At 36.7% G+C, this 24,791-nt stretch carries 23 protein-coding genes and 3 pseudogenes; 7 read left to right on the top strand and 19 right to left on the bottom strand.

Annotation, left to right across the window (positions count from 1 at the left end; all coding sequences use genetic code 11):
* Nucleotides 1-10 precede the first annotated feature (10 nt).
* Nucleotides 11-1,423 carry a glycosyltransferase family 2 protein gene (locus HGD76_RS18140; protein ID WP_168696599.1) on the top strand — a complete coding sequence of 471 codons (1,413 nt, stop codon included), beginning with the start codon at nt 11-13 and terminating at the stop codon, nt 1,421-1,423.
* An 85-nt stretch (nt 1,424-1,508) separates the two neighbouring features.
* Here HGD76_RS18140 and HGD76_RS18135 read toward each other — a convergent pair whose 3' ends face one another.
* Both HGD76_RS18135 and HGD76_RS18130 read right to left on the bottom strand, forming a co-directional pair.
* A complete protein-coding gene (locus HGD76_RS18135; RefSeq protein WP_168696598.1) occupies nt 1,509-2,273 on the bottom strand; it encodes a hypothetical protein in 765 nt (254 codons plus the stop codon).
* Nucleotides 2,274-2,275: 2 nt separating this feature from the next.
* Entirely contained in the window at nt 2,276-4,687 is a 2,412-nt protein-coding gene (locus HGD76_RS18130; RefSeq protein WP_168696597.1) for an N-6 DNA methylase, read from the bottom strand.
* Nucleotides 4,688-4,867: 180 nt separating this feature from the next.
* Between HGD76_RS18130 and HGD76_RS18125 the strand changes: the two genes are divergently transcribed.
* Nucleotides 4,868-5,092 carry an addiction module protein gene (locus HGD76_RS18125; RefSeq protein ID WP_168696596.1) on the top strand — a complete coding sequence of 75 codons (225 nt, stop codon included), beginning with the start codon at nt 4,868-4,870 and terminating at the stop codon, nt 5,090-5,092.
* Nucleotides 5,089-5,385 carry a type II toxin-antitoxin system RelE/ParE family toxin gene (locus HGD76_RS18120; protein ID WP_015079799.1) on the top strand — a complete coding sequence of 99 codons (297 nt, stop codon included), beginning with the start codon at nt 5,089-5,091 and terminating at the stop codon, nt 5,383-5,385. Before HGD76_RS18125 ends, HGD76_RS18120 begins: the two co-directional genes overlap by 4 nt.
* A 188-nt stretch (nt 5,386-5,573) precedes the next feature.
* On the opposite strand, the pseudogene HGD76_RS18115 reads toward HGD76_RS18120, so the two are convergent.
* From HGD76_RS18115 to HGD76_RS18090, 6 genes and pseudogenes are all read right to left on the bottom strand, one after another.
* Nucleotides 5,574-5,759, bottom strand: a pseudogene (locus HGD76_RS18115) (Rpn family recombination-promoting nuclease/putative transposase); the annotation flags it as partial.
* A gap of 158 nt (nt 5,760-5,917) precedes the next feature.
* Complete coding sequence (locus HGD76_RS18110; RefSeq protein WP_168696595.1) at nt 5,918-6,802, bottom strand: Rpn family recombination-promoting nuclease/putative transposase; 885 nt, start codon at nt 6,800-6,802, stop codon at nt 5,918-5,920.
* A gap of 125 nt (nt 6,803-6,927) precedes the next feature.
* Nucleotides 6,928-7,125 (bottom strand): annotated as a pseudogene (locus HGD76_RS18105) (Rpn family recombination-promoting nuclease/putative transposase); the annotation flags it as partial.
* A 164-nt stretch (nt 7,126-7,289) separates the two neighbouring features.
* Nucleotides 7,290-8,138 (bottom strand): Rpn family recombination-promoting nuclease/putative transposase, encoded by an 849-nt coding sequence (locus HGD76_RS18100; RefSeq protein WP_168696594.1) that lies wholly within the window; start codon nt 8,136-8,138, stop codon nt 7,290-7,292.
* 119 nt (nt 8,139-8,257) lie between these two features.
* Entirely contained in the window at nt 8,258-9,130 is an 873-nt protein-coding gene (locus HGD76_RS18095) for an Rpn family recombination-promoting nuclease/putative transposase (protein WP_168696593.1), read from the bottom strand.
* A gap of 125 nt (nt 9,131-9,255) precedes the next feature.
* Nucleotides 9,256-10,116 (bottom strand): Rpn family recombination-promoting nuclease/putative transposase, encoded by an 861-nt coding sequence (locus tag HGD76_RS18090; protein ID WP_168696592.1) that lies wholly within the window; start codon nt 10,114-10,116, stop codon nt 9,256-9,258.
* 525 nt (nt 10,117-10,641) lie between these two features.
* Here HGD76_RS18090 and HGD76_RS18085 point away from each other — a divergent pair.
* Nucleotides 10,642-11,736, top strand: coding sequence for a phosphotransacetylase family protein (locus HGD76_RS18085; RefSeq protein ID WP_015079792.1), 1,095 nt, complete (start codon nt 10,642-10,644; stop codon nt 11,734-11,736).
* 51 nt (nt 11,737-11,787) lie between these two features.
* On the opposite strand, the gene HGD76_RS26295 is transcribed toward HGD76_RS18085, so the two are convergent.
* Both HGD76_RS26295 and HGD76_RS18075 read right to left on the bottom strand, forming a co-directional pair.
* Complete coding sequence (locus tag HGD76_RS26295) at nt 11,788-12,711, bottom strand: Ycf66 family protein (RefSeq protein ID WP_168696591.1); 924 nt, start codon at nt 12,709-12,711, stop codon at nt 11,788-11,790.
* A gap of 16 nt (nt 12,712-12,727) precedes the next feature.
* Nucleotides 12,728-12,901 (bottom strand): hypothetical protein, encoded by a 174-nt coding sequence (locus HGD76_RS18075; RefSeq protein ID WP_168696590.1) that lies wholly within the window; start codon nt 12,899-12,901, stop codon nt 12,728-12,730.
* 228 nt (nt 12,902-13,129) lie between these two features.
* Here HGD76_RS18075 and gnd point away from each other — a divergent pair, with 228 nt between their 5' ends.
* The 3 genes and pseudogenes from gnd to HGD76_RS18060 all read left to right on the top strand — a co-directional run bounded on the left by gnd (nt 13,130) and on the right by HGD76_RS18060 (nt 16,597).
* Entirely contained in the window at nt 13,130-14,560 is a 1,431-nt protein-coding gene (gene gnd / locus HGD76_RS18070) for an NADP-dependent phosphogluconate dehydrogenase (RefSeq protein ID WP_168696589.1), read from the top strand.
* 365 nt (nt 14,561-14,925) lie between these two features.
* Nucleotides 14,926-15,674, top strand: a pseudogene (locus tag HGD76_RS18065) (IS1634 family transposase); the annotation flags it as partial.
* A gap of 527 nt (nt 15,675-16,201) precedes the next feature.
* Nucleotides 16,202-16,597, top strand: a complete 396-nt coding sequence (locus HGD76_RS18060) for an Alr5209 family pentapeptide repeat protein (protein WP_148765420.1) — start codon at nt 16,202-16,204, stop codon at nt 16,595-16,597.
* A gap of 133 nt (nt 16,598-16,730) precedes the next feature.
* Here HGD76_RS18060 and HGD76_RS18055 read toward each other — a convergent pair whose 3' ends face one another.
* The 9 genes from HGD76_RS18055 to HGD76_RS18015 form a co-directional block, all read right to left on the bottom strand.
* Nucleotides 16,731-17,309 (bottom strand): Uma2 family endonuclease, encoded by a 579-nt coding sequence (locus HGD76_RS18055; protein ID WP_168696588.1) that lies wholly within the window; start codon nt 17,307-17,309, stop codon nt 16,731-16,733.
* Between the two features lie 95 nt (nt 17,310-17,404).
* On the bottom strand, nt 17,405-18,853 hold the full coding sequence (locus tag HGD76_RS18050) for a Ni/Fe hydrogenase subunit alpha (protein WP_148765416.1): 1,449 nt from the start codon (nt 18,851-18,853) through the stop codon (nt 17,405-17,407).
* A 127-nt stretch (nt 18,854-18,980) separates the two neighbouring features.
* Entirely contained in the window at nt 18,981-19,595 is a 615-nt protein-coding gene (locus tag HGD76_RS18045) for a CP12 domain-containing protein (protein ID WP_148765414.1), read from the bottom strand.
* A 78-nt stretch (nt 19,596-19,673) separates the two neighbouring features.
* The gene (locus tag HGD76_RS18040; RefSeq protein ID WP_168696587.1) at nt 19,674-20,219 is read right to left on the bottom strand and encodes an NADH-quinone oxidoreductase subunit B family protein; all 546 of its coding nucleotides are present in this window, start codon (nt 20,217-20,219) and stop codon (nt 19,674-19,676) included.
* Nucleotides 20,216-20,752 carry a DUF3122 domain-containing protein gene (locus tag HGD76_RS18035; protein WP_168696586.1) on the bottom strand — a complete coding sequence of 179 codons (537 nt, stop codon included), beginning with the start codon at nt 20,750-20,752 and terminating at the stop codon, nt 20,216-20,218. The genes HGD76_RS18040 and HGD76_RS18035 overlap by 4 nt, the downstream gene beginning before the upstream one ends.
* Nucleotides 20,753-20,884: 132 nt before the next feature.
* Nucleotides 20,885-21,601 carry a bidirectional hydrogenase complex protein HoxU gene (hoxU, locus tag HGD76_RS18030; protein WP_015079814.1) on the bottom strand — a complete coding sequence of 239 codons (717 nt, stop codon included), beginning with the start codon at nt 21,599-21,601 and terminating at the stop codon, nt 20,885-20,887.
* A gap of 68 nt (nt 21,602-21,669) precedes the next feature.
* Nucleotides 21,670-23,274, bottom strand: coding sequence for a NuoF family protein (locus HGD76_RS18025; protein WP_168696585.1), 1,605 nt, complete (start codon nt 23,272-23,274; stop codon nt 21,670-21,672).
* Nucleotides 23,261-23,773 (bottom strand): bidirectional hydrogenase complex protein HoxE, encoded by a 513-nt coding sequence (hoxE, locus tag HGD76_RS18020; protein ID WP_168696584.1) that lies wholly within the window; start codon nt 23,771-23,773, stop codon nt 23,261-23,263. The genes HGD76_RS18025 and hoxE overlap by 14 nt, the downstream gene beginning before the upstream one ends.
* A gap of 188 nt (nt 23,774-23,961) precedes the next feature.
* A complete protein-coding gene (locus HGD76_RS18015) occupies nt 23,962-24,492 on the bottom strand; it encodes a universal stress protein (RefSeq protein ID WP_168696583.1) in 531 nt (176 codons plus the stop codon).
* Between the last annotated feature and the right edge of the window lie 299 nt (nt 24,493-24,791).

Here is a 24,791-nt window from a genome sequence, read left to right as displayed (position 1 = left end):
TATGTAACCTATGCCGGCGAATTCCTGTCCTGAAAATGATGCTGATAACGGAAACTCTGATCCCCTTGACTCTATCTTTACTGACCTATCAGTAGATGAGGAATCAGAAGTAAGGACGGATTCCGCGTCTCTACCACCAGTCCGATTTAAAGGCCGTAGAGGCAAAGCTGCTCTAGTTTTAACTATAGTCTGGAGTGGTACTATTACCTTGCATTTAGTTTCCTGGGGTTCGATATTTGTCCTGGGACTAACAACAATGCTAGGTATTCATGCTTTGGGGATTATTTTTGCCAAACCCCGTCACCATTCCCAAGAGATAGAGGGAGATTTGCCTTTTGTTTCTGTGTTAGTGGCTGCTAAAAATGAGGAAGCGGTAATTGGCAGATTAGTTAAGAATCTGTGTAATCTGGAATACGGTAATGGTCAATATGAAGTCTGGATTATTGATGATAATAGTACGGACAATACACCCCAATTACTCGCCCAACTCAAGCAGGAATATCAACAACTTAATGTATTTAGGCGTGATCCTGACGCTAGTGGCGGCAAATCGGGGGCATTAAATCAAGTATTACCTCTGACAAAGGGAGACATTATTGCTGTATTTGATGCTGATGCCCAAGTTACACCAGATTTGCTATTACAAATAGTTCCGTTGTTTCAAAAAGAACGGGTAGGGGCGGTACAAATGCGTAAAGCGATCGCCAATGCTAAGGAAAATTTTTGGACTAAGGGACAAATGGCGGAAATGTTGTTGGATATTTGGTTTCAACAACAGCGCACTGCTATTGGTGGCATTGGTGAACTCCGAGGTAATGGTCAATTTGTCCGTCGTCAAGCCTTGGCTAGTTGCGGTGGTTGGAATGAGGAAACTATCACCGATGATTTGGATTTAACTATCCGGTTACATCTGGATAAATGGGATATTGAATGCGTTTTTTATCCGCCGGTGCAAGAAGAAGGTGTTACTAATGCTACAGCCCTTTGGCATCAACGTAACCGATGGGCAGAAGGTGGTTATCAACGTTATTTAGACTACTGGGATCTCATCCTCAAAAACCGCATGGGGACAAGGAAAACCTGGGATTTGTTGATCTTTATGGTAACAATGTATATCTTACCGACAGCAGCAATACCAGATATATTCATGGCGATCGCTCGTCATCGTCCCCCCATGTTAAGTTCTGTAACCGGACTATCTTTGGGGATGTCAGTAGTAGGAATGTTTGCTGGTTTAAAGCACGTCCGTTCAGAACAACAATTTAAACCATCTACCTATTTAATGGTATTTTTACAAACCCTGCGCGGCAGTTTATATATGTTGCATTGGTTAGTAGTTATGGGTAGCACCACAGCGCGAATGTCTTTCCGACCAAAACGCCTCAAATGGGTAAAAACTGTCCATACAGGTGTTGAGAAATAAGGAAATAAAAACCATAACGTTTGAAGGGTGAAGGATGAATTTTTTATCCTTCATTTTTTTGTATCGGCAACCAAATCCTCAAAGTTTATCTGACACCGGAAACGTACCTTAGTTGTTCCTGGATGTACTGAATGCAGCCCTCTAGCCAACATAATAAACTATCTTTATCAATATCAAATCTATGTTTTCCTCCTTTTTCATGCCATTGAGATGCCATAGCAAAGTGAAATTTAGTTGAACCATCCCAGTCTTTTTGTTCTTTTAAATCAGAATTTTCATCTGCGAAATTATTTGGTTCTGTTGATGCTCCAAAATCTTGTACTTCATTAGATTTAAGTAAAGACTCAAAGCTTAATTTTTCTGAAGTATCAAAATCTCTCATTAGAAATGATTTATAAATATGCCAATGAGGTTGTGCATGGTTATTATCATCCTTTAATACATCCCATTCTGCACGAAATAAAGGCTCTTTATTCTCAGTGGCTAATCCCTTAAAAACTCTTATGCTCACACCTGAAAACTGGAAATTATCAGGTTTAACCTTTAACTTAGAATTATTAAATACAGGCAAAAATGTTAAAGATATATTTATCCAGTAAGTATAATCCAGAATTTCTGGTAATAACCGAATTACACGATGTTTATTGCCTCTATCATCAGTAGCAAATACAATACCTGATTTATTATTAGTAAGTTCATAAATATAACGCTTTGAGTCTTTTTGCAATTCTATAAATTCTAATTCTTTAACATTCAATACGGGTTTAATACGATTTGTACACAACTGTAGGACTGTCTTAGCATCAGGAACGCAAAATGGTACTGCCTGTTGTCGAGATTTTTTTCCCATCCTTAAAATTCTGAGAGTGAAATTGTATTATCCGGTAGTTGATATAAAGATAGAACTATTTTATTTAGCACTTGGCTATCAAAATCTTCTCCAGAACTAATCAATTTACCAATTTTGTATAAAGATTCGAGGGCATTCAAATCCAAATTTTTAGCCATCAAATCAGGAATTGGCATATTGCTAATATATTTTTTTGACAAATCCCATTGACCGCCACCAATATGATTAGAAATAGAAGCCAGTAAGTTATTTATCAGTGAACAGGAAAGTATTGCAAGGTAGGCTAATCCGATCTTTTCAGGTAGTATATTTCCTTCTTTGGGAAACCAAGCAAATCCCTTTATCACGACATAACTACCAGAATCATCCCATGCAAAAGAACCTGCTTCACCAAAATGTGTGGAAACTAATTTTGGTTGCCTTTCCACCTGCCAAGTTCCATGTCTGCGAAGCATCCACCAGTTACTATCAGTTTTTCCTGGCTTAGATAAAATTTTTGGTTTACTTTCACGTAAATATTTATCGTAATAAGTTCCTACATATTTTTTGAGTTCATCCTCTGATTGAATTTTTGGTATATCTTCCCCATAAGGATAAAAAACATAAAATGTATCAAAAAGTCTTCCTATATTGATAGAGTCATTGATAATTACAGGTTTAAAAAAATTTTTTTCTTTTTTAGGCAAGGCTTCAAAATCATTTTTTTTCAAAATAAAAACTGAGTTTAAACCTGTTGATCCGCCTTCTCTAATTTCAAAAATATCTTTTACTTTTGAGAAATTTTCCAGTTTCTTTAATAAATTAAAAGCTTTATAAGAACGAGGCAACCAACTAATGAGATTTGTACTTAAAGATGGATTTTCATAAATACTAAATCCATCCTGATCTATAATATCAAAAGAATTTCTGCCACAGTAGTTATATTTACGCAAAGCACGTAAAAGACCAGAAGATGACTGTAAGCGATGATCAGCCCATAGAGAAAGTGTTGATTCACTTGTTTTAGGAGATTTACCCACTAACACAGCACTATCTATCTGGGCATTTGAGAAAAGATGATGACTTCCTAATTTTCCAACTAAATAAATATCTACATGAGATATAACTGCCTGTCTGATTTTGAAGTGCGATTCTGCATCCAAAATAGAAGCAGGTAATATGCAACCAATTACACCTTTTGAAGGTAGGCTTTGCACTCCTTTCCACAAGAAAACACTTGAAAGATCAGGAGTTTTCTGCATTAATTTATTTAAAGATTGTTTTACTAACTCTTTTTGTTGTTTATCCATATTATTCCAGGATAAAAATGGAGGGTTCATTAAAACAATATCTGCATCAGCACGCCACTGATTCTGATCATTTAAAGAATCTCGATGTTGTATTTCTATATCTACTGAAAACTTACTGTTTAACTTGTCTTTTTCATATAGAAGAATAAAGGTTGCCATGTCAATAGCTGCTGGTGAAATATCCCAACCCTCAAGTTTTACTCTTCCTTGATAGTTTTTTAAAGATAATTGTCTTAATACTTCTTTTAGAAAAACTCCAGATCCACAAGCGGGATCGAAAACTTTCAAGTAAGGTGGTAAATCACCTATTGCATTTAATACTTCTTCAACTAAAGTTCTAGCTATGGAAGGTGGTGTGTAATGTATTCCAATAAAATTAGTTTCTTTTTTAACATTGACAGGTTCAGGCAAAAAACCTGGTAGAAAGGATTGCTCTTGGCTCAATGTATAAGCTTCATAATGTGCTTCTTGAAAGAGCGTACCTGAAGCATGACGGAGTAGTAGAGAAATATCAGGTTTCAAACCATAAAAGCTAGTTCCATCTTTTAGGGTGTTTACCAAAGATTCCCAATCTAAGTTATTAATTGAATAAATAATTGTTTGAATATCAGGAGATAATCCCCACTTTTTTATGTTTAATTGATTGCGATCATCATTATCCGCTACACAAGCAAGTAGATAAAGAAAAGCTCTTAAGGATTGTTGTCCATCAATATGATACCCTAGTATACCCCTGAGAATTCTAAATGTTCGTATCGCAAAGGAAATAATGGATAAATCTCTTGATGGTTGGTCTTTTTGTAGGTATTCGTAGAATTTTTCTAAATTATTTTCAACGCTTTTTTTCGTATAGCGTTCTAGAGCGGAAGGTTTGTTATCCCATCTATGAACTTCAACAAAATCATTAGAGACCCTAACGTAGTGACCAACATCTGAAGACCATGCTAAAGTTCGAGGATCTTCAACATCTGATTCAAGCCCTAAATCTAGGCAAAAGTTACCAACTTTACCATTTAGAAGGATAAATTTCCCGCTTCCATTTTGAAGACTAAACAAAGGTACTGGAAGCAACCCAAGTTCAAGCTTCCAGGATTCAAGTGATTTAATCTCCAAACTACGAGCCATGCCAATATTTGTCCTATCATAATACTTTTATTCAGTGTATACTAAATTGAACTATTAGTATGTAAATCTTTACAAAGTTTTTTTGCATCTTGAGTAAAACTGATCAGTCTTAGGTAGTGATGCGATCGCTTATCCTAGAAAATAGATGTATGCCTTATCTTCCTATTGAGGTCAGTTAACATGGATATCAGTGTAACTTTAAATGAAATCAAAGCCCTGAGTATTGCAGATAGAATTCGGATTGTACAAGATATTTTAGAAAGTATAGCAGCAGAACAGGCTTATCCCGATTTAACAACAGCACAAAAACGAGAACTTGATCGTCGGATTAGTGATTATGAAGCAAATCCAGATGATGTAATGACATGGGAGGAAATTAAATCTTCAATTAGAGGACAACAATGAATTATGTCCTAGTTTTTCGTCCAGAAGTTCGTGAAGAACTGAATGAGGCGTATAATTGGTATCAAAGTCAGCAAACAGGACTTGGTGACGAGTTTTTAGACTGCGTGGATAATATGCTAAATCGGATTTGTCAAATGCCAGAATCCTATGCAGTTGTGTATCTTGATGTTCGACGAACAGTGGTGCGACGTTTTCCCTACGCTATATACTACCGAATTGTGTCGAGTCGTGTGATTGTGACAGCAATTTTTCACAGTCGAAGAGATCCAAAATCATGGCAAACGCGAACCTAAAAAACAGAAGTTAATCGTAACAGCCTAATTATTAATTAACAGAGTGTGATTTCTAGGTCGCATTTCGCTATCGCATCCTCAAATTAATTCAAAGCTGAGAGCGATAGCGAAGCGCTCCGTAGGAATCGCCTTCTGTGGAGTTAAAGTCGGTAATGCGATCGCAAAGTCTATCAATTGGCATTATTCACTCAAATTCTTTGAATAGCTTCGTATGATAAGCCAGTTGATTCTGCAATAATTTCTATAGCTATATTTTGCTCTTTCAAAGCTTTAGCAACTTTCTCAATACCGGACTTCTCACCTTCTTCAAAGGCTGTATCAAATACATTTTTCACCTCTAAATACTGCACTAAACTCTTCTTATATTGTTCATAGCCAAAATCTGTATAAGGATTAAAGTATTTTGCAGCCATAACTACTCCTTCAAGATTATTTTAACGAAATACTCACTGAATAACTTTAGAAAACTCTGTTTAATATTTCCTGTATAGCACAAAAAATGGGCGTAAGTCTATCAATTGGCATGATTAACTCAAATTCTTTGAATAGCTTCATAAGATAAACCAGTTGATTCTGCAATAATTTCTATAGCTATATTTTGCTCTTTCAATGCTTTGGCAACCTTCTCAATACCTTTCTCAATACCTTTCTCAATACCTTTCTCAATACCCTTCTCAATGCCCTTTTCAATGCCGACTTTCTCACCTTCTTCAAAGGCTGTATCAAATACATTTTTCACTTCTAAATACTGGACTAAACTCTTCTTATATTGTTCATACTGCTCCACATTTAAGTGAGATATTTCCGCTATTTCAAACCCTTTCTGAAATATTGGTTCATTTAATATCACGGGTATATGATTAAAACTTTCTAAGTTCTTCAAAAAATACAGCCATTTATCAAAATGCGTTATTAATTCATTTTCTTGTTTATTAAATAATGGCATTTGTAAAAATTTAAAGTTTAACTTATCAAAGAAAATATCACCATCTTGATCTTTTAGACATACATCGCGCCTAAATTTAGATGTTGTATTTTCGTCATACTCAAAATCTAAAATGGCGATAAAATAGACAGGTAGTAAAAAGAAATTCCAATCACCTTTTTCCGATTGTTCACGAATGGGGAATGTGGAATAAAATAAGGCTCTATCTTTGAAATGCTTGATTTTTGCTTTTTGCATTTCCACAATAAACTTATCACCAGTTTTACTTTCGCAATAAATATCAAATATGGCTTTACGTTCTGCTATGGTATCAGCTAGATTTTCTGGATTTTTAAAGGTTAATTGTTGAATTTGATGATGTATTGGTAGAAGTTGGTTGAGAAAATCAATGAGTAGATCTTTACTGCCTTCTTCTCCGAACAGTTTCTTAAAACCGAAATCTGTATAAGGATTAAAGTATTTTGCGGACATAACTACTCCTCCAAGATTATTTTAATGAAATACTCGCTGAATAACTATGTATTTAGAAAACTCTGTCTAATATTTTCTGTATAGCACAAAAAATGGGCGCAAGTCTATCAATTGGCATTATTCGCTTAAATTCTTTGAATAGCTTCATAAGATAAACCAGTTGATTCTGCAATAATTTCTATAGCTATATTTTGCTCTTTCAATGCTTTGGCAACCTTCTCAATGCCCTTCTCAATACCGACCTTTTCACCTTCCTCAAAGGCTGTATCAAATACATTTTTTACTTCTAGATACTGCACTAAACTCTTCTTATATTGTTCATAGCCAAAATCTGTATAAGGATTAAAGTATTTTGCGGACATAACTACTCCTTCAAGATTATTTTAATGAAATACTCGCTGAATAACTATGTATTTAGAAAACTCTGTCTAATATTTCCTGTATAGCACAAAAAATGGGCGCAAGTCTATCAATTGTTATAATTCGCTCAAATTCTTTGAATAGCCTCGTATGATAAGCCAGTTGATTCTGCAATAATTTCTATAGCTATATTTTGCTCTTTCAATGCTTTGGCAACCTTCTCAATACCCTTCTCAATGCCCTTTTCAATGCCGACCTTCTCACCTTCTTCAAAGGCTGTATCAAATACATTTTTCACTTCTAAATACTGGACTAAACTCTTCTTATATTGTTCATACTGCTCCACATTTAAGTGAGATATTTCCGCTATTTCAAACCCTTTCTGAAATATTGGTTCATTTAATATCACGGGTATATGATTAAAACTTTCTAAGTTCTTCAAAAAATACAGCCATTTATCAAAATGCGTTATTAATTCATTTTCTTGTTTATTGAATAACGGCATTTGTAAAAATTTAAAGTTTAACTTATCAAAGAAAATATCACCATCTTGATCTTTTAGACACACATCGCGCCTAAATTTAGATGTTGTATTTTCATCATACTCAAAATCTAAAATGGCGATAAAATAGACGGGTAGTAAAAAGAAATTCCAATCGCCTTTTTCCGATTGTTCACGAATGGGGAATGTAGAATAGAATAAGGCTCTATCTTTGAAATGCTTGATTTTTGCTTTTTGCATTTCCACAATAAACTTATCACCAGTTTTACTTTCGCAATAAATATCAAATATGGCTTTACGTTCTGCTATGGTATCAGCTAGATTTTCTGGATTTTTAAAGGTTAATTGTTGAATTTGATGATGTATTGGTAGAAGTTGGTTGAGAAAATCAATGAGTAGATCTTTACTGCCTTCTTCTCCGAACAGTTTCTTAAAACCGAAATCTGTATAAGGATTAAAGTATTTTGCGGACATAACTACTCCTCCAAGATTATTTTAATGAAATACTCGCTGAATAACTTTAGAAAACTCTGTCTAATATTTCCTGTATAGCACAAAAAATCAGCGCAAGTCTATCAATTGGAATTATTCACTCAAATTCTTTTAATAGCTTCATAAGATAAACCAGTTGATTCTGCAATAATTTCTATAGCTATATTTTGCTCTTTCAATGCTTTGGCAACCTTCTCAATGCCCTTCTCAATACCCTTCTCAATACCTTTCTCAATGCCCTTCTCAATACCGACTTTTTCACCTTCTTCAAAGGCTGTATCAAATACATTTTTCACTTCTAAATACTGGACTAAACTCTTCTTATATTGTTCATACTGCTCCACATTTAAGTGAGATATTTCCGCTATTTCAAACCCTTTCTGAAATATTGGTTCATTTAATATCACGGGTATATGATTAAAACTTTCTAAGTTCTTCAAAAAATACAGCCATTTATCAAAATGCGTTATTAATTCATTTTCTTGTTTATTGAATAACGGCATTTGTAAAAATTTAAAGTTTAACTTATCAAAGAAAATATCACCATCTTGATCTTTTAGACACACATCGCGCCTAAATTTAGATGTTGTATTTTCATCATACTCAAAATCTAAAATAGCGATAAAATAGACGGGTAGTAAAAAGAAATTCCAATCGCCTTTTTCTGATTGTTCACGAATGGGGAATGTAGAATAAAATAAGGCTCTATCTTTGAAATGCTTGATTTTTGCTTTTTGCATTTCCACAATAAACTTATCACCAGTTTTACTTTCGCAGTAAATATCAAATATGGCTTTACGTTCTGCTATGGTATCAGCTAGATTTTCTGGATTTTTAAAGGTTAATTGTTGAATTTGATGATGTATTGGTAGAAGTTGGTTGAGAAAATCCATGAGTAAATCTTTACTGCCTTCTTCTCCGAACAGTTTCTTAAAACCGAAATCTGTATAAGGATTAAAGTATTTTGCGGACATAACTACTCCTCCAAGATTATTTTAATGAAATACTCGCTGAATAACTATGTATTTAGAAAACTCTGTCTAATATTTTCTGTATAGCACAAAAAATGGGCGCAAGTCTATCAATTGGTATAATTCGCTTAAATTCTTTGAATAGCTTCATAAGATAAACCAGTTGATTCTGCAATAATTTCTATAGCTATATTTTGCTCTTTCAATGCTTTGGCAACCTTCTCAATGCCCTTTTCAATACCCTTCTCAATGCCCTTTTCAATGCCGACCTTCTCACCTTCTTCAAAGGCTGTATCAAATACATTTTTCACTTCTAAATACTGGACTAAACTCTTCTTATATTGTTCATACTGCTCCACATTTAAGTGAGATATTTCCGCTATTTCAAACCCTTTCTGAAATATTGGTTCATTTAATATCACGGGTATATGATTAAAACTTTCTAAGTTCTTCAAAAAATACAGCCATTTATCAAAATGCGTTATTAATTCATTTTCTTGTTTATTGAATAACGGCATTTGTAAAAATTTAAAGTTTAACTTATCAAAGAAAATATCACCATCTTGATCTTTTAGACACACATCGCGCCTAAATTTAGATGTTGTATTTTCATCATACTCAAAATCTAAAATAGCGATAAAATAGACGGGTAGTAAAAAGAAATTCCAATCGCCTTTTTCTGATTGTTCACGAATGGGGAATGTAGAATAAAATAAGGCTCTATCTTTGAAATGCTTGATTTTTGCTTTTTGCATTTCCACAATAAACTTATCACCAGTTTTACTTTCGCAGTAAATATCAAATATGGCTTTACGTTCTGCTATGGTATCAGCTAGATTTTCTGGATTTTTAAAGGTTAATTGTTGAATTTGATGATGTATTGGTAGAAGTTGGTTGAGAAAATCCATGAGTAAATCTTTACTGCCTTCTTCTCCGAACAGTTTCTTAAAACCGAAATCTGTATAAGGATTAAAGTATTTTGCGGACATAACTACTCCTTCAAGATTATTTTAATGAAATACTCGCTGAATAACTATGTATTTAGAAAACTCTGTCTAATATTTCCTGAATCAGAACATTAGTATCTAGAACTAGCTTCATGAAATTATCTCAAAAATTTCCTCATCGGTATAACCTGTTTGATTCTTTGCCATCAAATAAGAACGCAAGGCGCGGAATTTGTGGGTAAAGATATAATTATTTATTGTACAGTATCTATCAAGCCTCGGATTACTGATTACGAAGCAAATCCAGATCATGTAATGACATCAGAAGAAATCAAAGCTTCAATATAATCGCTTTTATATGCCAAGAAACATAAATTATTTATTTAAACAGATATTTTTATCTTGATCAAAATCGCTACAATAGCTACCACAGCTAGATTTATTCCCATTTAATTTTGAAAATTCAGGCAATTAGGATAGCTATTGCTATTTACCTTCCGCCTATTGCACTAAAATTAGTAGACACCTAGCTGAGTTGTACAAACTTTTGAAATTAGGAGTGCATACGTGCCAACACTTGCTAAATACTTGCTGGTTGGATCAGTTGAAGCTTACAGTGGCAAATCTGCAACAGTTTTAGGTTTGTCTCATCAGCTAAAACAAAAAGGTTTGGATATTGCTTATGGCAAACCTTTGGGTAATTTTGTCAAGACATCTGCGGGAACAGTAGTTGAAGAAGATGTCCAGTTCATTACTCATAACCTTAACCTGCCAGACAACCGCATTGCTCCCACCTTATTATCTTTGGATGAAATTACTGTCCAGAAACGCTTACAGGGAGAAGATACAACTAACTATCAAGAGTTACTAGTACAAAAGTATTCACAAATACCAAAGAGTAATTTGGTAATCTTAGAAGGGCCTGCTAACTTATCAGAAGGAAATTTATTTGGATTATCCTTACTGGAATTAGCAGAAAAATTAGATGCTCCTGTACTGTTAATTAGCCGTTATCAATCACTAACTTCTGTTGAGGCGTTATTATTTGCTAAACAGCAATTAGGCAAACGGTTAATGGGTGTGGTAATTAATGAAGTACCTCACGAAAAATTAGAGTTAGTTCACACACTCTTACGCCCATTCCTAGAAAAACAGGGAATTTCCGTCCTAGCAACATTGCCCAAAAGTGATGTCCTCCGCAGTGTCAGCGTTGGGGAATTAGTCAAGCAGTTAAACGCGGAAGTTCTTTGTCGGAGCGATCGCCTAGATTTATTAGTCGAAAGTCTAGCCATTGGGGCGATGAATGTCAATTCCGCCGTCAAATACTTCCGCAAACGCCAGAATATGGCAGTAGTGACAGGAGGCGATCGCGTTGAAATTCAACAAGCAGCCTTAGAAACATCTACTCAATGCCTCATCCTGACTGGACAACTACCACCCCCTGCCTTTATCCTCAACCGCGCTGAAGAGTTAGAAATCCCGATTTTATCCGTGGATTTAGACACTCTCACCACAGTAGAGATAATTGATCGCACCTTTGGTCAAGTTCGTGTTCATGAACCAATTAAAATAGAGTGCATTCGCTCTCTTATGTCTGAGCATTTTGATATTGACCGTTTATTATCCCAATTGGGACTTAATCCAGCGGCAGCAGTATCATAAACTACCCAGATTCCTTTGATTTATTAGAATCAGCAGCGTAAATCCTCTTAATTACTCCTCGACTGGTTTATTTAGTGGGATTTGTTCTGGCAATGCTTCCCCAACTGGTTTAACTTCCTCAATGGTCATATCAGACTTGTCGGCTGCTTCTGCGGCTAATAACTCTGATGTCACTGGATTTGGGGAACTTATTTCTGGTGCATCTGCCGTTTCGCTAGTTTCTTCTATGGCAATAACCACCTCAGTTTGAGTGATCTCCATCACAGTTTCGGTTTCTCCTGTGATAAATGACTCGGAAATCACCACCTCAGTTTGAGTGATCTCTACCACAGTTTCCGGTGCTGTTGGCGGAATTACCTGTTCTTCCTCCATAACAGTGGGTGGAGTTGGTGATATTTCCACCATTTCCAAAATAGGAGCTTGAGAAAAAGTATCCGCTGATAAACTTTCAGTTGTAATTGCTGGGGTAGCAGTTACCGACTCATCTGGTAATACTGACGGTGGCGTTGCTTCAGTTGGAGTTGTTTGTAAAATCTCTTCAGCAGTTTTGATCACAGGCTTTTTATTCACAGTCTGCTGTATCTTCGCCTTAGCACCACCAAATACACCAGCAACGAAGCTTGATAACTGTCCAAATTTCTCTTTCACAGAAAACTTTGACATTTGCGATTGGAGACTAATCTTAATTAGCTCAGGACTGGGGAGAGGAGTTTGTTGTCCTTGGGGAGCAAGTTGTCGCCGTAATGAGAGAGTTTGCCAGCCAAACCATACCAACAGTGCCACACTAGCTACATGACCCAGTAACAGCCCCCCAGTAATTCGAGGTGCAAAAATCCATAATACTAAAGCGTAGAATAACCCAACGCCACTCCAGATGAAATCATTCTTGCGATGGATTTCTGGAAAAAAGAAGGCTGATAAATAAATGGCGAGACTGCCAAAACCGATTACCAACGCTAGAAGATAAGCCAGCATTTTTTAATCCTCCTTACTATTTAATTCGAGAAAGGGAACAGGGGGCAGGGGGAGTAGGGGAAGTAGGGGAAGTAGGGGAGTAGGGGGAGTAGGGGAAGTAGGGGAGAAATTTCTTCTTTCTTCCTTCTTCCTTCTTCCTTCTTCCTTCTTGACTCCTGAACTCCTGATAGCGAAGCGTGGCGTTAGCCATACTCCTGAACTCCTGCTATATGTATTTTAATTTTGCAAAATTTGGGACTAAATTGTGGACTTCAATACAAATTAAAATTAATTCATTGATGTGAGTGATGATTTCTTAAATTTTAGAAAAACTCTTAATATCTTCTTTAGGAGTGAAGCGAAAATCTCGGACTACCCTTAAAGAGAAAGGATCTGCAAGAGAAAGAGCCAAACCCAAACAAAAGATTTAAACTGAACTATGACACTACAAAGCTTTGGTGTGATTGGATTAGCAGTTATGGGCGAAAATATCGCACTTAACGTAGAAAGAAATGGCTTCCCAATTGCAGTTTACAACCGCTCTCGTGAAAAAACCGATGCCTTCATGGCGCACCGCGCCCCAGGACGGAACGTTAGAGCCGCTTTTAGCCTCGAACAATTTGTCGCCTCATTGGAACGTCCCCGCAAAATTTTGGTGATGGTACAAGCTGGTAAACCTGTTGATGCGGTAATTCAACAGCTCAAGCCTTTACTCCAAGAAGGTGATATCATTATTGACGGTGGTAACTCTTGGTTTGAAGACACCGATAGACGCACTCAAGAATTAGAACCCATCGGTTTACGCTACATCGGTATGGGTGTGAGTGGCGGTGAAGAAGGAGCTTTAAATGGACCTTCTCTCATGCCTGGTGGGACAAGAAGCTCTTATGAGTACCTATCTCCCATTTTCAACAAAATTGCGGCTCAAGTTGATGATGGTCCCTGTGTAACCTACATTGGTCCTGGTGGTTCTGGACACTATGTAAAAATGGTTCATAACGGTATTGAGTACGGTGATATGCAGTTAATTGCAGAAGCCTACGATTTGCTGAAAAATGTGGCTGGTTTAAGTCCAGCACAACTCCATGAAGTCTTTGCTCAATGGAATACAACGGATGAACTCAATTCATTCTTGATTGAGATTACCGCGAATATTTTCCCCTACGTAGATCCTGATACCAAGATTCCCCTGGTTGACTTGATTGTTGACGCAGCCGGTCAAAAGGGAACTGGTCGTTGGACTGTACAAACTGCTTTAGAATTGGGTGTAGCTATTCCGACAATTACAGCAGCGGTAAATGCTCGAATTCTCTCTTCAATTCGAGATGAACGGATTGCTGCTTCTAAGGTCATCACCGGACCAAATGCTAAGTATGGTGGTGATATTGCAGCTTTTGTGAACATGGTGCGTGATGCTCTTTATTGTTCCAAAATCTGTTCTTATGCTCAAGGTATGGCGCTGTTATCTACAGCTTCCAAAACTTACAATTGGGATTTAAATCTGGGCGAAATGGCGCGGATTTGGAAAGGTGGTTGTATTATTCGCGCTGGTTTCTTGAATAAGATTAAGAAAGCATTTGACGAAAATCCCGCTTTACCTAACTTGTTGTTAGCGCCTGAATTTAAGCAAACAATTCTCGATAGACAAGCTGCTTGGCGTGAAGTAATTGTCACTGCTGCTAAGTTGGGTATTCCTGTTCCAGCTTTCAGTGCTTCTCTAGATTACTTCGATAGTTACCGCCGCGATCGCTTGCCACAAAACTTAACTCAAGCACAACGGGACTACTTCGGCGCTCACACCTACAAACGAACTGACAAAGAAGGATCTTTCCACACTGAGTGGGTTCCCATTGCTGAAGCTCAGAAGTAAAACACTTCTAGTTAATTCTTGCCATTTATTTCGGCAAAATTGCCTGTAGGGGCGGGTAAACCCCGCCCTTAATTGTAAGATTAATACTATTAAGAGTCAATGATAACTTTAAATATTATGCGAATACGTAAATACTGAACCTTTTTGAAACAAATAAAGTATTTTGACAGGAGATACTAGTGTGTTAATTTTGACAGATAAGCCAGGGATTTCCTTAATGCAGAAAGTGTGATAGAAAAAAGAATACCCGAAATCCGATAAAAAGGTTTTAGGGAAACAAAACAATGTCATGGTTATATTGTCTTCTCTCATTTACATGATAGTTGGTAATGGTTGGGTGAGATAATGTGAACAGATACAGGGTTGAAAAAAAAGAGAAAGTAAGTCCGGGTCAAGTAGTAAAAGCCATGATAATAAACGGGTTAGGATTCGTATCAAAACCCTTATATATGTTTCCTGAATATTTTGAAACAATCGCTTGTGAACATCTAATTGTTCAGGAGTAAAACCAGAATATCTCAATGACGATAAACTGGGGAGAGTGATGGATAAACTATTTATCAAAGGATTGGATACAATATTTTTTATCATTGCCTTAAAAGCAGCACAAAAATTTGGAGTATCACTATCAACATCACATCTAGATTCATCATCAATGCACGTACATGGGCAGTATAACACCAGCTTACCAGAAGTAATATTTGAGAGTCAAAAAGTAGTCAATAATCAAGAATTAGAAGAATTAGCAGTAAAATTACCAAAAGAAATTACCATCACCCACGGTTATTCTCGTGACCATAGACCAGATTTAAAACAGTTCATCATAGAAATGATATGTTCAGGAGATGGAGACATACCAATATTTTTAAAACTAGCATCGGGAAACCAATCCGACTCATCATGTTTTGGTAAAATAGCAGTTGAGTATCAGCAACAATTAGAAGTTAACAGTCTCATAGTAGCAGACTGCGCCTCATATACAGAATCAAATCTGAAAATGGTGTCAGATTTACGTTGGTTATGTCGAGTACCATTAAGCATAAAAGTAGCAAAATCATTAATATCAACAATACCAGAATCAGAATTTATTGATAGTACAATACCAGGATATAAACGGCTCTACCGGACTTAGCATACTAAGTCCGGTAGAGCCACATATTTCTAATTGGAATAAGGACAGAGATTTTATCTTGAGTCTTTTACCAGATGATTGTTTACGTTACTATCAATTAGTCACCTAATTATTATCTCTATCAATTTAATTTTTCTTGTAAAGATGAGCTAATCTCTTTGATTTATAGCTCAATTTTACTATGTCTATAATTTCGTTTTCTACTTTAATTAATTAGTCTAACTTATAATTTTTTCTTGAATATCTTCTTTTATTTATTTGTTATCCTCTCCAGGTGGTGTGCATTCTTATTGCTTCTTATTGAGAATAGGTTTTGATGACATTTTTGGTGATTTACTGTTTCTCAAATGCCTTTTTTTACTTTATATGTTTGTTTTGATGCTCCCTTTGATTTTTCTCTACGGAATTTCCCTCTGTGACAGTTTGGGGTGCGGAATGTGGGATAAAATATGAATGTAGGTAGGATTGGAAATTCCGTAAAAAATTTAGATAAATTGTGAGGCTGCTCTATGCCTGAAGTTAATTTTCAACAGTCAATTAATAGTACTGCTACCATTGTAGAAGAATATGCAGTCGGAAAAAGAGACTTTGAAAAAGCAGAATTAGGAGAAGCTAATCTACAAAATTTTGACTTGAAAGGCTCTGATTTCAGTTATGCTGATTTGAGTACAGCTAATCTCAGTGGTGCAAATCTGCGAGGATGTGATTTGAGTTTTGCTGATTTAAGTGAAGCTAATTTAGAAAATGCAGATTTGCGCGGAGCAATGTTATTTTCTACAAATTTACGTACAGCTAATTTACAGGGGACGCATTTAGAAAAAGCAGATTGTGATCATAATACCCGGTTTCCCGCAAATTTTGACCCTATTGTAGCAGGTGTAAACATAAGTAACCCATCTGTATAGATACTGGTGCGGCTGCTATAGCCGCTTATTATTTATACTGGCAATATTGTAAATTGTCACAAAAAACCCATTGTATCACTTGACAATTAGAATAGCATATTTTATCAATTTTTGCAAATTTTAATTTTATAACTTAATTTTTCCCTGGAAATACTTTAGTTAAATCTAAGATTAATTCCGGGAAAGATGGCAATTTGACAGACTCATTAGGGAGGATAATTGATTTGTGACGATAGCCAAATTTACCTTGTAAATCTTGATATGGGTCACTGTAGCATTCTAAATAATAATTTACTAAATTGAAAATCCAATAATCAGAAATATCGGCTTCTGCATATAGGGATAATTTTATTTCTTGGTCATATTTTAAAGATGAATCAGCTACTTCAATAATTAGGAAAATGTCAGATGGAGTGGGATGATTGAGAAAGTAATCATCAGGTGTATTTTTAACAATTGTTAAATCTGGTTCTGGTTCGCTATCATTAATAATAATAGGTTCTTGTCCGCGGATAGTAGCCTTTTCTTCCAGTAACTTGAATAACTCTCTATATAAACGAGTATTACAAACAGAATGTGCTTTACCTTTTGCAGCCATTTTGATAATTTCACCTTTAATTAGTTCAACTCTGTCATCTTCCGTGAAGAAGTCAAGGTCTGCTAGACGGTGATATTCAGTTATGGTAAAGCGTTTAGCAGTAGCAACAGTCATAAAATTTAGGTAATATGAGTTTAGCTTAAATTATATCATAAAAATACCAGATCCCCAGATTCCCGACTTCTTCAAGAAGTCGGGAATCTAAATACTTAATTACGGCAAATTTGATTAACTACAGCACCATTGTTATTTACTACTTCTATTAATAAAGGCATTTGTCCCATGGCATGAGTTGAACAACTCAAACAAGGATCAAAAGCCCTAATTCCGGCTTCGACACGGTTTAACATTCCTTCTTTTATGTTATCACCTTGGATAAAATGGCGGGCAATTTGGGCAACGCTACGATTCATTGCTAAGTTATTTTGACCCGTGGCAATAATCAAATTTACCTTTAACATTAAACCATTTTCATCAACTTGATAATGGTGAAATAATGTCCCCCTTGGGGCTTCACTTACACCCACAGCTTCTAGGCAATTAATACCAGCTTCAGCACAGAGACGAGTTGATAAAATATCTGGATCATCAAGGATAATTTCGATATGTTCAATTGCTGCTAAAATTTCAATTAACCGGGCATAATGATAGAAAAATGATGATTTAATAGTACCATTTTCATAACTGCGGAATTCTTTTAATTCTGTGTCTGCTAAAGGTGTGCCAATTTGACTACAAATATTCAATCTTGCTAAGGGTCCAACGCGATACATTCCACTATCTAAACGACAATGATCACTGCTATCAGGATAACCTAAAGGAAGATAATAAGGTGATTTTAAATAAGAGTCTGCTTGAACTGCTTCACCGATAAATTCATGATAGTTAGCAGCATCAAGATTATCAGCAACGATGTTTCCTCCACTATCAACAAATCGGATATGTCCATCATAAGTTTCCCATAAACCTTCAGAACTGACTAAACCCATGAATAAACTCGGAAAATTACCAAAGGTTTTTGCTTCTTTCTCATAAGTTTTTAATAGGGTTTTAAATAAAGCTATGGCACTAATTACAGTGGCTTTGGCTTCAGGAATTTTTTGCTGAATGTGGGTGCGATTTTCTGTGGTTAAAGGGTCACGAACTCCACCAGGAACAGCCCAGGAAGGATGAATTTTTTTTCCTCCTAATAATTCAATGATTTCTTGTCCAAATTGGCGTAAACGGATTCCACCTCTGGCTAATTCCGGTTCAGCGGCAATTAAACCAAAAATATTGCGGTTTTCGGGTTCGCTATCCATACCTAATAATAGGTCTGGTGCGCTGAGGTGAAAGAAGCTGAGGGCATGAGATTGGATAATTTGCCCTAAATTCATCAAACGGCGTAATTGGGTGGCTGTTTTGGGGATTGTGACGGCTAAAATGCGATCGCCTGTTTTGGCTGATGCTAATAAGTGACTGACTGGACAAATACCGCAAATTCTCGCAGTAATTCCTGGCATTTCTGGAAATGGACGACCGACACAAAATTTTTCAAACCCGCGAAATTCAGTGACATGAAATCTAGCATCATTTACTTGACCTTCATCATCTAAATAAATGCTAATTTTCGCGTGGCCTTCAATGCGAGTAACGGGGTCAATAATGATTGTTTTCATAAATAAATAATCGGTGATTGGTAATAATAAGCAATTGTAGGTTGGGTAGAACAAAGTGAAACCCAACAAAATCTTCGATAATGATCATGTTGGGTTTCCTTGCGTCAACCCAACCTACATATAGTAATTACAAATCATAAATTCTAGATTCTGCTAATTCTGGATATTCATCACAGTAATCTTCAAAGGCAGTTTTCAGAGGTTTTTCAGCGAGTTGGTGGGCAATTTCGGCTTGAATTTCTTCTACCACATCCCAAGCTGCTGCACATTCTGTGGAATTAATGCCTTTTTCTGCACAAACAATTCGAGCTTTTTTAATTTCATCTTGTAATTCTTGTTCTAACAAAAATGAGCGCGGTTGTTCTAAACAACTACTTCTGGCTAAGATGTCAGTAAGTGAAATTATTCCTAATAATTTACCACTAATTACAGGCGCACGGCGGAGATGGTGGTTAGCAAATAATCTGGCTACATATTCTAAACCTAATTCTGGATTGACGACAATACAAGGTTTAGTCATAATTTCATAAACACGGATTTTATTTGGATCTTTGCTGTAGGAAATGACTTTATAAACAATGTCGCTCTCTGTGATAATTCCATAAGCATCTTGTTCATGACGACGATCTACAATTAATGCTCTCCAATCTCTAGCTTTCATTAAATCAACTGCTTCTTTGACTGTGGCTGAACTGCGAATCATGGCCACATCTTTAGTCATTACATCTGCTGCTGTTAACATAAGTCACCTCAGAAAAAATAGGAGTCAGTAGTCAGAAAGAAGAAAGAAAGAAGATATTTATTTGGTCGTGATCACTAATTAACCAAATTTAATCATTTCTCGGCCGACAATTTCCGGCTTTTCTCCTTTTAATAGTGGTGCAAGTGCGGCACGAATGCGAGGTGCAGAAGGGGGACAACCGGGTAAATAAATATCAACTGATACTACCTTATGCACAGGGACAACTGTATCTAGTAAAGGGGGAACAATTCCTGGTGAATTGGGAATTTGTTGATTAATACAAGCCTCTTGGATATAAGCTAATTGTAGGGCTGGTTCAGCACCACCGGAAAGATTACGCAAAGCGGTAACATTACCAGTAACAGCACAATCACCAAAGGAAATTATTGTTTTAGTTCGGGTTCTAATTTTGTGAATTAATTCTAGATGTTCTTCATTAGCTATAGCACCTTCAACTAATACTACATCTACACCTTCGGGATATTCTTTAATATCAGCAATGGGACTATAAACTATATCTACTTGTGCAGCTAAGTCTATTAACCATTCATCTAAATCAAGGAATGACATATGACAGCCAGAACAACCACCTAACCACACTGTTGCTAATTTAATTTTAGTCATTTTTTTACCTCTTCAGTTGAAATTAATGATTGCCATTCTTTGACAACATGAATAGGAACTGAGATATTAATGAAGTTTGCAGCGGGAAGAGGTATGGATAAAGTTAAAGATTCTAAAGGTAATTGGAATAATATATCTGTGAAATCATATTGACCAATTGTAGGGGCTGGAGCTTTATCTAAAAAGATATCATTAGCACTCCACACTTTACCTGTATTGGCAGTAATTTTTAACGGTTGAGGGTGAATTAATTCCGCAGAACCAGGAAAGCCAACTAGGCGAAGATTGATATTAGATGTTTGATCAGAATACACTTGTTTAAATAATACAACTTGCCAGACTTTTCCTGATTGATCATCTAATTTAACTTGTGAGCGATAAATAACTTCTTCGGGCGGGTTTCCTATCTGAGTAACAGCAGCAATTACTGTCTGTGACGTGAAATTTACTAAACCCAGGAATATCAATGTTGTCAATATTCCTACTAATAGAATTCGCTTGAATATTTTTTGAATTTGCATATACTGTAACATGAGATTTTATTTCAACTTATTGCTAATGACTAATGACGTTGTAAGATCCCCAACTTCTCATATTGATTCATTACTTATTGACCTCATCAAAGAACAAGTCGGGGATCTGATTTCTCTGCAAATAACTAAGCACTAAAAATTCCATTGTTTTTTCTCTCGTGCAGTTACTAAAAATTCAATTTTGCCCCGATCATGTTTCATTTCACCAACACTTGAACCCTTATCAAATAACGCTCCTGTGGGACAGGCATTTACACATTTACCGCAGGAAGTACAAGTTTGGGAAGTTCCCCAAGGTTGATTTAAATCAGTAATTACGTGAGATTTTGATCCTCTTCCTGCCATATCCCAAGTATGTGCGCCTTCGATTTCATCACAGACCCGAATACAGCGAGTGCAAAGCACACAACGATTATGATCTATGCCAAAAAGATGATGAGAAGTATCAACAGTTCGCTGAGGATTTTGATATTCTAAGCGGAGATGATCCATGCCCATTTCTATGGCTAAATCTTGTAATTCACAGTTACCATTAGCAACACAAACGGAACAAACATGATTACCTTCGGCAAATAACATTTCTACAATTGTCCGCCGATATTTTTGTAAGCGATCGCTATTTGTATTTACCTCCATTCCTTCTATCACTTTTGTCACGCAAGCAGGTTGTAATTTATTACTACCAGCAATTTCCACCAAACATAAACGACAAGCACCAATATCATCTACACCTTCTAAATGGCACAATGTAGGAATATGAATACTCGCTTCCTGCGCTGCTTCTAGTAAGGTTTCATTCTCACGAGCGCTAATCAATTCCCCATTTATTGTTAAAGTTTTTACAGTCATAATAATTTGGTAATTGGTAATTGGTAAATAACTCTTACCAGTAACAACTGACAACTGACAACTGACAACTAACTACTGACTAATTCCAAATATTCATCTCGAAAATATCGCAAAGTGCTAAAAACCGGATTTGGTGCAGACTGTCCTAAACCACATAAACTTGTGTGTTTTACCATATCGCAAAGTTCCTCCAACAAATCCAAGTCAGCTAGTGAACCTTTTCCTTGACTAATCTTTGTTAATAAACCGTGTAATTGTACAGTTCCTACACGACAAGGAATGCACTTACCGCAAGATTCATCCATGCAGAATTCCATGAAAAAGCGAGCGACATCTACCATATTTGTAGTTTGATCCATGACAATCATTCCCCCCGAACCCATCATTGAACCCAAGGCGGTTAAGGATTCATAATCTACAGGTGTAGCAAAAGCCGACGCAGGAATACATCCCCCTGAAGGACCGCCGGTTTGTACTGCTTTAGCAATACCATTGTCGGGAACACCTCCTCCCATTTCCTCGACAATTTTCTGTAAAGATGTTCCCATTGGGACTTCTATTAAACCCGTGTTGCGGATGTTTCCCGCTAACGCAAATACCTTTGTACCTTTGCTTTTACCAATGCCGATATTAGCAAACCAATCTGCACCTTTACGAATAATCGGCGCAATATTGGCAAAGGTTTCCACATTGTTAATTAACGTCGGATAGCCCCATAAACCGGACTCAGCCGGGTATGGTGGCCGGGGATGAGGGACACCACGTTTACCTTCAATGGAAGCCATTAAAGCCGTTTCTTCACCGCAGACATAAGCACCCGCACCAATGCGAATTTCTACTTTAAAATCAAAGGGAGAGTCAAAGATTTGTGAACCCAAAAGCCCTAAGTGTTGGGCTTGACGAATAGCAATTTCTAGACGTTGAATAGCAATAGGATATTCTGCCCTAACATAAATATAGCCTTGATTTGCCCCGATAGAGTAGGCAGCGATCGCCATCCCTTCCAAAACTCGATGGGGATCACTTTCCAATACACTCCTATCCATGAATGCACCAGGATCACCTTCGTCAGCATTGCAAATTACAAACTTCCTCTCACCGGCGGATTTTGCTACTGTTCCCCATTTTAAACCAGTGGGATAACCAGCGCCACCGCGTCCCCTTAAACCACTTTTAGTAATAGTTTCTACCACCTGACTAGGTTTCATTTCCCGTAGCACTTGGTAAAGGGCTTGATAACCATCAGCCGCAATATAAGCTTGAATCCGTTCCGGGTCAATTTTACCACTGTTTTCTAGAACAATCGGCAATTGACGGCTAAAAAATGGCTGATTTAAATCACCCTGTTGTAAATTTGTGACTTCTCCATTTACCCCCACAATAATTTCGGCTGCATTTTCCGGTGTAACTTTTTGATACAATTGCGATATGAGTGAATTTTCCTGGTTTTCTACCTGTACCAATGGGCCATGACAACACAGACGCATACAACCCACACCAGAAACTTGCACAGTATCTTGTAAACCCGCAGCTTTCACAGATGCTTCGAGATTGTCTTTCACAGCTTGAGAATCAGAAGAGAGACAACCCGCAGCAGTACAACACCGAACTTGCACAGATTTCCGTTGAGAAAGTTCCGTTTGGGCAATTTCTAATAACTCATTTAGTTCCATTTTGCCACCATTCTCCCACTTTTTCGCAAACCGATTCTGGAGTTTGATTACCTAAAATAGCACCATCAAACACTACCGCAGGGGCAATTCCACAAGCCCCCAAACATCTAGCCGTCATCAAAGAAATTTGACCATTTGCAGTAGTTTCTCCTGCGTGAATTTGCGTAAACTGTTCCACATTTGTTAAGATCGCCGTTGAGCCTTTAACATAACAAGCTGTACCCGTACAAACCACACAATTATGAACCCCTTTCGGTGCTAGGGAAAACAAATGATAGAAGGTAGCTACCCCATAAACCCGACTCGGTGGTAACTTGAGACTATGGGAAATGTAAAGCAATAAATCCAGTTCTAAATAACCAAATAGTTCAGAAGCCCGATGCAGAATTTCAATGAGTGCATCTTGTTGATACTGATGACGCTTAATAGTTGCGTCTAAAATCTTTAAACGCTTGTCTCCACTTGGATGAGTTGAAGAATGTGGAACTGATGTTTTCATATTTTTCACGCAAGTGTCACACTAAAAATCTGTTGTCGGGTGCGTCAGAAGGCATAAATCCTGCAAATAAACAGATTGTTGATATCTGACGCACCCGACAAATATTCATCCCTCTTTATCTGTGTTTATCTGCGTTTATCTGCGGTTAATAAATCTTGAAATGTGATTCTATGCAGCTTTATTGAGAATTAGTTACTAAATGTAGTAGCTGCTGAAGTAACATTTACCGCTTTAGAAGCAACAGGAGGATGAACAATCTGCACTGAACAGGGTGCATGATGTAAAACATAATTACTCACACTACCAAGGAAAAATTCCGCTATTCCAGAACGTCCCCGTCGTCCCATTATAATTAAGTCAGCATTCCAGTCAATGGCTAATTCACAAATCATTCGTCCTGGATTACCAGTATTTTGCGTAAATTCCGTATTAACACCAGATTTATTAGCTTGGTCGCTCCATGACTGTAACATTTGCAAGCCTTCATTTTTAAATTTTTCCCAATGCTCTTGGTATAATTGAAAACTTTGCTCATTCCAACCGGGATAGTAGTCAATATTGGGGAAAACCAGCGCCTCTGGACTGCCTTCTTCTTCTTGTGATAAAACGTGCAGTAACATTAAATTTGCAGATGTGATCTTGGCTAAAGATAAAGCTTGTTCAAAAACTTTTACGCTCATTTCTGAGCGATCTACTGCGACTAAAATTCTGTTAAACATATATACCTCGATGTTAGCTTGCTAACTAATGATAATGAGTATATTCGGCTTTTTAGGTTAATATTTGGTAAAAGCATCCTTAACATTTACTAACAATCATACAACAGGGGTCAAGAGTCAAAGCCTTTTATGGCATAGTTTTGTAATTAAATTTTACACTTCATAAGAATACCCGGTAAGTGGGAAACGAGCGCGGCTTGGCTACAAAGAATTTGGGTAACTGGCGAGAATAGATATTTAAGTTAATGTTCGATATTTATGCTAGACGAAAAAGAAAAAAATTGCATCTCATCGAAGAT

Source organism: Dolichospermum flos-aquae CCAP 1403/13F, assembly GCF_012516395.1.
Taxonomy (GTDB): domain Bacteria; phylum Cyanobacteriota; class Cyanobacteriia; order Cyanobacteriales; family Nostocaceae; genus Dolichospermum; species Dolichospermum lemmermannii.
The sequence above is the reverse complement of the archived record's forward strand: the minus strand, read 5'-3'. Positions and strand labels throughout refer to the sequence as shown.

Excerpts from the sequence above, each read along its gene's own strand:
- HGD76_RS18140 (WP_168696599.1), top strand. The coding sequence starts at position 11 with ATGCCGGCGAATTCCTGTCCTGAAAATGATGCTGATAACGGAAACTCT.
- HGD76_RS18135 (WP_168696598.1), bottom strand. The coding sequence starts at position 2,273 with ATGGGAAAAAAATCTCGACAACAGGCAGTACCATTTTGCGTTCCTGAT.
- HGD76_RS18130 (WP_168696597.1), bottom strand. The coding sequence starts at position 4,687 with ATGGCTCGTAGTTTGGAGATTAAATCACTTGAATCCTGGAAGCTTGAA.
- HGD76_RS18125 (WP_168696596.1), top strand. The coding sequence starts at position 4,868 with ATGGATATCAGTGTAACTTTAAATGAAATCAAAGCCCTGAGTATTGCA.
- HGD76_RS18120 (WP_015079799.1), top strand. The coding sequence starts at position 5,089 with ATGAATTATGTCCTAGTTTTTCGTCCAGAAGTTCGTGAAGAACTGAAT.
- HGD76_RS18110 (WP_168696595.1), bottom strand. The coding sequence starts at position 6,802 with ATGTCCGCAAAATACTTTAATCCTTATACAGATTTCGGTTTTAAGAAA.
- HGD76_RS18100 (WP_168696594.1), bottom strand. The coding sequence starts at position 8,138 with ATGTCCGCAAAATACTTTAATCCTTATACAGATTTCGGTTTTAAGAAA.
- HGD76_RS18095 (WP_168696593.1), bottom strand. The coding sequence starts at position 9,130 with ATGTCCGCAAAATACTTTAATCCTTATACAGATTTCGGTTTTAAGAAA.
- HGD76_RS18090 (WP_168696592.1), bottom strand. The coding sequence starts at position 10,116 with ATGTCCGCAAAATACTTTAATCCTTATACAGATTTCGGTTTTAAGAAA.
- HGD76_RS26295 (WP_168696591.1), bottom strand. The coding sequence starts at position 12,711 with ATGCTGGCTTATCTTCTAGCGTTGGTAATCGGTTTTGGCAGTCTCGCC.
- HGD76_RS18075 (WP_168696590.1), bottom strand. The coding sequence starts at position 12,901 with ATGGCTAACGCCACGCTTCGCTATCAGGAGTTCAGGAGTCAAGAAGGA.
- gnd (WP_168696589.1), top strand. The coding sequence starts at position 13,130 with ATGACACTACAAAGCTTTGGTGTGATTGGATTAGCAGTTATGGGCGAA.
- HGD76_RS18060 (WP_148765420.1), top strand. The coding sequence starts at position 16,202 with ATGCCTGAAGTTAATTTTCAACAGTCAATTAATAGTACTGCTACCATT.
- HGD76_RS18055 (WP_168696588.1), bottom strand. The coding sequence starts at position 17,309 with ATGACTGTTGCTACTGCTAAACGCTTTACCATAACTGAATATCACCGT.
- HGD76_RS18050 (WP_148765416.1), bottom strand. The coding sequence starts at position 18,853 with ATGAAAACAATCATTATTGACCCCGTTACTCGCATTGAAGGCCACGCG.
- HGD76_RS18045 (WP_148765414.1), bottom strand. The coding sequence starts at position 19,595 with ATGTTAACAGCAGCAGATGTAATGACTAAAGATGTGGCCATGATTCGC.
- HGD76_RS18040 (WP_168696587.1), bottom strand. The coding sequence starts at position 20,219 with ATGACTAAAATTAAATTAGCAACAGTGTGGTTAGGTGGTTGTTCTGGC.
- HGD76_RS18035 (WP_168696586.1), bottom strand. The coding sequence starts at position 20,752 with ATGTTACAGTATATGCAAATTCAAAAAATATTCAAGCGAATTCTATTA.
- hoxU (WP_015079814.1), bottom strand. The coding sequence starts at position 21,601 with ATGACTGTAAAAACTTTAACAATAAATGGGGAATTGATTAGCGCTCGT.
- HGD76_RS18025 (WP_168696585.1), bottom strand. The coding sequence starts at position 23,274 with ATGGAACTAAATGAGTTATTAGAAATTGCCCAAACGGAACTTTCTCAA.
- hoxE (WP_168696584.1), bottom strand. The coding sequence starts at position 23,773 with ATGAAAACATCAGTTCCACATTCTTCAACTCATCCAAGTGGAGACAAG.
- HGD76_RS18015 (WP_168696583.1), bottom strand. The coding sequence starts at position 24,492 with ATGTTTAACAGAATTTTAGTCGCAGTAGATCGCTCAGAAATGAGCGTA.